Annotated in this window: 6 protein-coding genes; all 6 read left to right on the forward strand. The window is 65.4% G+C overall.

From position 1 onward, the window contains the following. Positions 1-108 precede the first annotated feature (108 nt). A complete protein-coding gene (locus AC6EI8_RS24145) occupies positions 109-888 on the forward strand; it encodes a DUF4088 family protein (protein WP_149319443.1) in 780 nt (259 codons plus the stop codon). 403 nt (positions 889-1,291) lie between these two features. Continuing rightward, positions 1,292-1,609, forward strand: a complete 318-nt coding sequence (gene flhD / locus AC6EI8_RS24150) for a flagellar transcriptional regulator FlhD (RefSeq protein WP_149319444.1) — start codon at positions 1,292-1,294, stop codon at positions 1,607-1,609. Further along, positions 1,606-2,208: a flagellar transcriptional regulator FlhC gene (gene flhC, locus AC6EI8_RS24155; RefSeq protein ID WP_006579237.1), complete on the forward strand. Its 603-nt coding sequence runs from the start codon at positions 1,606-1,608 to the stop codon at positions 2,206-2,208. The genes flhD and flhC overlap by 4 nt, the downstream gene beginning before the upstream one ends. Before the next feature lie 118 nt (positions 2,209-2,326). Next, positions 2,327-3,190, forward strand: a complete 864-nt coding sequence (motA, locus tag AC6EI8_RS24160; RefSeq protein WP_006579238.1) for a flagellar motor stator protein MotA — start codon at positions 2,327-2,329, stop codon at positions 3,188-3,190. A 58-nt stretch (positions 3,191-3,248) separates the two neighbouring features. Then, positions 3,249-4,202 carry a flagellar motor protein MotB gene (gene motB / locus AC6EI8_RS24165; protein WP_149319445.1) on the forward strand — a complete coding sequence of 318 codons (954 nt, stop codon included), beginning with the start codon at positions 3,249-3,251 and terminating at the stop codon, positions 4,200-4,202. 101 nt (positions 4,203-4,303) lie between these two features. Continuing rightward, positions 4,304-4,943 (forward strand): Hpt domain-containing protein (locus AC6EI8_RS24170; protein WP_498383085.1); only part of this gene is annotated, 640 nt, incomplete at its 3' end.

Here is a 4,943-nt window from a genome sequence, read left to right on the forward strand (position 1 = left end):
GCCGCTGCCGCCACCGCCGGTGCCGACAGCGACTGGAGCGCCTTCTGAACACCCCGCCGCGGCGGGGCGGGCGCGGCCGGCATGGCGCGCCCCCGACCATGACAGACGATGAACAGCGAAATCACCCTGTCCCTGCCGCGTGAGGCCGCGGACAAGCTGCGCGGCGAGTTCGACCATTTCGTCCGGCTCTCCACGGGGCTGGACCGGCAGTTCGTGCCGCCCTCGTTCGAGGACTTCCTGCGTGCGCGCGTGATGCACCAGGACGGGCCGCTGACCGAGCGCGCGGTCACGCGGCTGCTGAGCGGCGGCGAGTACGCGTGGGCCAAGCGTGTGTTCGACAAGCAGCTGCCGCACGCGCTGGCCAATCTGATGCGCGACGCCGAACGCTTCGGCTTCGGGCTCGCGGTGCGTTCGGAATGGTCGCAGTCGGAGCGGCTGGCGCAGGCGCGCAAGTGGGCGGTCGAGATTCTCGACCACGCCGGCGCCGATCCGGCGCTGGCCGATACGCTGGCCGAACACATCGCCAACGCCGCGGTCGACGTGCGCACGATCGAGGAACAGATGCAGACGCCCGCATGGCGCCTGGCGGACAGCCTGCGCCGGCGCGTCTACGACCTGCTGTACCTGGTGCAGACCGAACGCGGCACCGGCGCCGCGCTGACGCGGCTAGGCGAACTGCGCGCGATGGTGGGCCTCGCGCTCGACTACGGCGCGATCGACGCGCAGGAAGCGGGCCGTGTGATGGAGCAGATCGAGCATGCCCGCCCGCACCTGTTCCGCGACGAGCCGGACGATGTCTTCGCGCGGCTCGCGGCGTGGCTGCGCCGCGTTTTCAAGCCGATGCCGGCCGCGCCGTCAATGGTGGAAAGCGACAGGCGCTCGCCCTGAACGCGAAGCGTTTTCAGTCACGGGGAAATCGCCCTCGAAAACTGCGCGGAATTGCTGTGGAAGTGATTCGCGCAGCATGTCTGCTGTTACAGATTTGATCCAGATCACGTTACAAGGTTGTTACATCTTCCCGTGTCGTTTCGGCCATGTATCATCCGTACGACAATGCGCATCCCCAACGTAAGTAGGGATTGGCAGCGGCATGCGATTGCCGATACAAAGCGGACAGTCCATTTACATTCCGTAACATTTGTTACCAGATGTGAGTTTTGTAACTGGACCGGAGTAGTTCCGATCAGATGTAGTACCCGTCGCACACGCACTGAAACGATCTGGACGCCGGAGGTCTGCCACCGGTAAGCGCTGGACAAGCGGGCGAGGGTTCCTTGGTAGCGGGGATAAATTGGAAAGCAGTGAACTTCTGCAGGAGATCAGGGAGGTCAACCTCGCCTATCTGCTGCTCGCGCAACGCCTGGTGCGCGAAAACCAACTCGAAGCCATGTTCCGCCTGGGCGTCAGCAAGGAAATCGCTGACATCCTGGTCAAGCTGACGCCTGCTCAGCTGGTCAAGCTGGCGGCCTCCAACATGGTCCTGTGCCGCTTCCGGTTCGACGACCATGCGTTGCTCTCCACGCTGACGCATACCGCCAAGAGCCACGATATGCAGCAGATCCACGCTGCGATCCTGCTCGCGCGCCAGCCGGTGGAGTCGCTCAATTGAGCGCGCTGCTGCAGGCCCAACCGGCCCGGAGCTACACGGCCGCTCCGGCTGCCCCGCGCAAGAGCGTACTTCAGGATGCCAACCAGACCCAGCTCGCCATCGAGCTGATCGGCCTGGGCGCGCGCCTGCAGGTGCTCGAAGCCGAGACCACGCTCTCGCGCGACCGGCTGATCCGTCTGTACAAGGAACTGCGCGGCGTGTCCCCGCCCAAGGGCATGCTGCCGTTCTCGACGGACTGGTTCACGACCTGGCTGCCGAACATCCACTCGTCGCTGTTCTTCTCGGCCTACCAGTTCATGGTCGAGCAGGGCGAGGCGAGCGGCATTCGTGCCGTGGTCGCCGCATACCGTCTCTACCTCGAGCATGTGTCCCTGCTCGGCGGCGAAATTGTCTTAAGTTTTACGCGTGCCTGGACGTTAGTACGGTTCTTCGAGAGCAATATGCTGCAGCTTTCCAGTTGCACATGCTGCGGAGGACAGTTCGTCACTCACGCCTACGAGCCGAACGCGAACTTCGTCTGCAGCCTGTGCCGGCCGCCATCGCGCGCCGGCAAGGCAAAGAAGCCCTCGAAGGACGCCACGCCAGCGCAACCCGCCTGATTCACGCCGGGCTTGCGCGGCGAGCCAGACCGAGGCGGCACGGCGCGCAGCTTGCCGTGTCCTTCCGAGGTCCGGCTCGCGCGTGTCCGACGCGTGTTTTTCTGACGGGGAATCGATCGTGCTAGTTGTTCTTGGCTATGTCGTCGTAGTGGCGGCGGTGCTTGGTGGTTACGCCATGACTGGCGGCCACATGGGCGCGCTATATCAACCGGCAGAACTGGTGATCATTGGCGGCGCCGCGGTCGGCGCCTTCATCAGCGCCAACAGCGGCAAGGCCATCAAGGCGACCTTGCGCGCGCTGCCGCAGCTGCTGCGCAGCAGCAAATACAACAAGGCGCTGTACATGGAAGTGATGGCGCTGCTGTACGTGCTGCTGTCCAAGGCGCGCCGCGAGGGCATCCTGTTCCTCGAAAAGGAAATCGCCGATCCGGCCGCCAGCAGCGTCTTCAGCCAGTATCCGCGCATCCTCGCCGACCCGGCGATGATGGAATTCCTGACCGACTATCTGCGCATGATGGTCAACGGCAACATGAATGCCTTCGAGATCGAGGCCCTGATGGACCACGAGATCGAGACCTTCAAGCACGAGGCCGAAGTGCCGGCCCACGCGCTGGCGCGGGTCGGCGATGCGCTGCCGGCCTTCGGCATCGTCGCCGCGGTGATGGGCGTGGTGCATGCGCTGGCCTCGGCCGACCTGCCCCCGTCCGTGCTGGGCGCGCTGATCGCCCATGCGATGGTCGGCACCTTCCTGGGCATCCTGCTGGCTTACGGCTTCGTCTCGCCGCTGGCCTCGCGGGTCGAGCACCAGGTTGCCGAGACGGTCAAGATGTACCAGTGCATCAAGGTCACGCTGCTGGCTTCGCTCAACGGCTATGCGCCGCTGGTCGCGGTCGAGTTCGGCCGCAAGGTGCTGTACTCGAGCGAGCGTCCGTCGTTCCTGGAACTGGACGACCACGTGCGCGAAGTCAAGAGCCTGACGTAAGCGCGCCGGCCAGCCAGTCCCCGAGCCAGTCCATTCGTCCGTCCAACGCAGGCCAAGCATGACCGATCACGCGCGCCCCATCGTCGTCCGCCGCGCTGCCGCCCACGGCAAGCCGCACGGCAACCACAGCTGGAAGATCGCCTACGCCGACTTCATGACGGCGATGATGGCCTTCTTCCTGGTGCTGTGGCTGCTGAGCACGTCGACGCCGAAGGACCTGGTGCAGGTGGCCGAGTACTTCCGCACGCCGCTGAAGGTGGCGATTGCCGGTGGGCAGAAGGTCAGCGAGTCGCCAAGCGTGATTCCCGGCGGCGGCATCGATCCGGCCAGCAAGGACGGCGAAACGCGCCGCATGCGCGAGGACGATCCGCAGTCGCTGCAGAAGCGCCGCGACCAGCTCGAGACCGAGCGCCTGCGCGCGCTCAAGCAGCGGCTCGAGCAGCTGATCGAGAACAACCCGGTGCTGCGCCAGTTCCGTCCGCAGCTGCTGCTGGACATCACCAGCGAAGGGCTGCGCATCCAGATCCTCGATACGCAGAACCGGCCGATGTTCCGCACCGGCAAGGCCGTGGTCGAGCCCTACATGCGCGACATCCTGCGCGAGATCGGCCCGGTGCTCAACGAGATGCCGAACAAGGTCAGCCTGTCGGGCCATACCGATTCGTCCAACTACATGAACGGCGAGCGGACCTACTCGAACTGGGAGCTGTCGGCCGATCGCGCCAACGCCTCGCGCCAGGAGCTGATCGCCGGTGGCATGCAGGAAGGCAAGGTGCTGCGCGTGCTCGGCCTGGCCGCCACCATGCCGCTGGACAAGAACGATTCGCTGGCCCCGGTCAACCGCCGCATCAGCATCGTGGTGCTGAACCAGCGCGCCCAGGCCCGCTTCGAGGCGGAGAACGCCAGCGCGGCCGACGTCGCGGTGCGCGCCAAGGCCGGCGAGTCGGCGCAGGCGCTGCAGCAGGGCATGGAAGAGGCGACGGGCGCAGCGGCGCCCCAGGCGCGGCAGTAGCCGGCACTTAAATCAGTAACAAAATTTAATAAGACCGTCGGCGAGGTCGATAACCAGCTGGTAACGGCTCAATGCTTAGCAATCAGTGATTCAGGACGGTCATGTCTGTCGATATCGATATCACGCAGTTCTACCAGACCTTCTTCGAGGAAGCGGAAGAGCTGCTCGTTGAAATGGAGCAGTTGCTGCTCGGCCTCGACATCGAGGCGCCCGACGCGGAAGACCTCAATGCGATCTTCCGCGCCGCGCATTCGATCAAGGGCGGCGCGGCGACCTTCGGCTTCAGCGCGCTGACCGAGACCACCCACCTGCTCGAGAATCTGCTGGACCGCACGCGCCGGCGGGAACTGGCGTTGTCCAGGGCCATCATCGATACCTTTCTGGAAACCAAGGACGTGTTGCAAGACCAGCTCAACGCCTACCGCAACGGTACCGAACCCGATCCGCAGACCCTTGCGCGCATCTGTGCGGTGCTGCAGCAGCTGGCCTACGAGACCGGCGGCGAGGCCCCGGCACCGGCACCCGTAGCCGCCGCCGCGGCCCCTGCTGCCGCTTCCCCCGCCGCCGCAGCTGCCCCGGCCGGCGGCGCGCTGAAGGTGCGTCTGCTCAACGTGTCGAAGGACGACCAGGCGCTGCTGCGCGAAGAACTCGGCAACCTCGGCGAGATCCTCGGCGAGACCCAGGGCGACAGCGAGCTGGCGATCGAGCTGGCGACGCAATGCAGCCCGGAGGACATCGTCG

It is taken from the genome of Cupriavidus sp. R6-3 (assembly GCF_059772245.1).

Bases quoted from the DNA above. Each gene is read 5' to 3' on its own strand.
- AC6EI8_RS24145 (WP_149319443.1), top strand. From the start codon at position 109: ATGAACAGCGAAATCACCCTGTCCCTGCCGCGTGAGGCCGCGGACAAG.
- motB (WP_149319445.1), top strand. From the start codon at position 3,249: ATGACCGATCACGCGCGCCCCATCGTCGTCCGCCGCGCTGCCGCCCAC.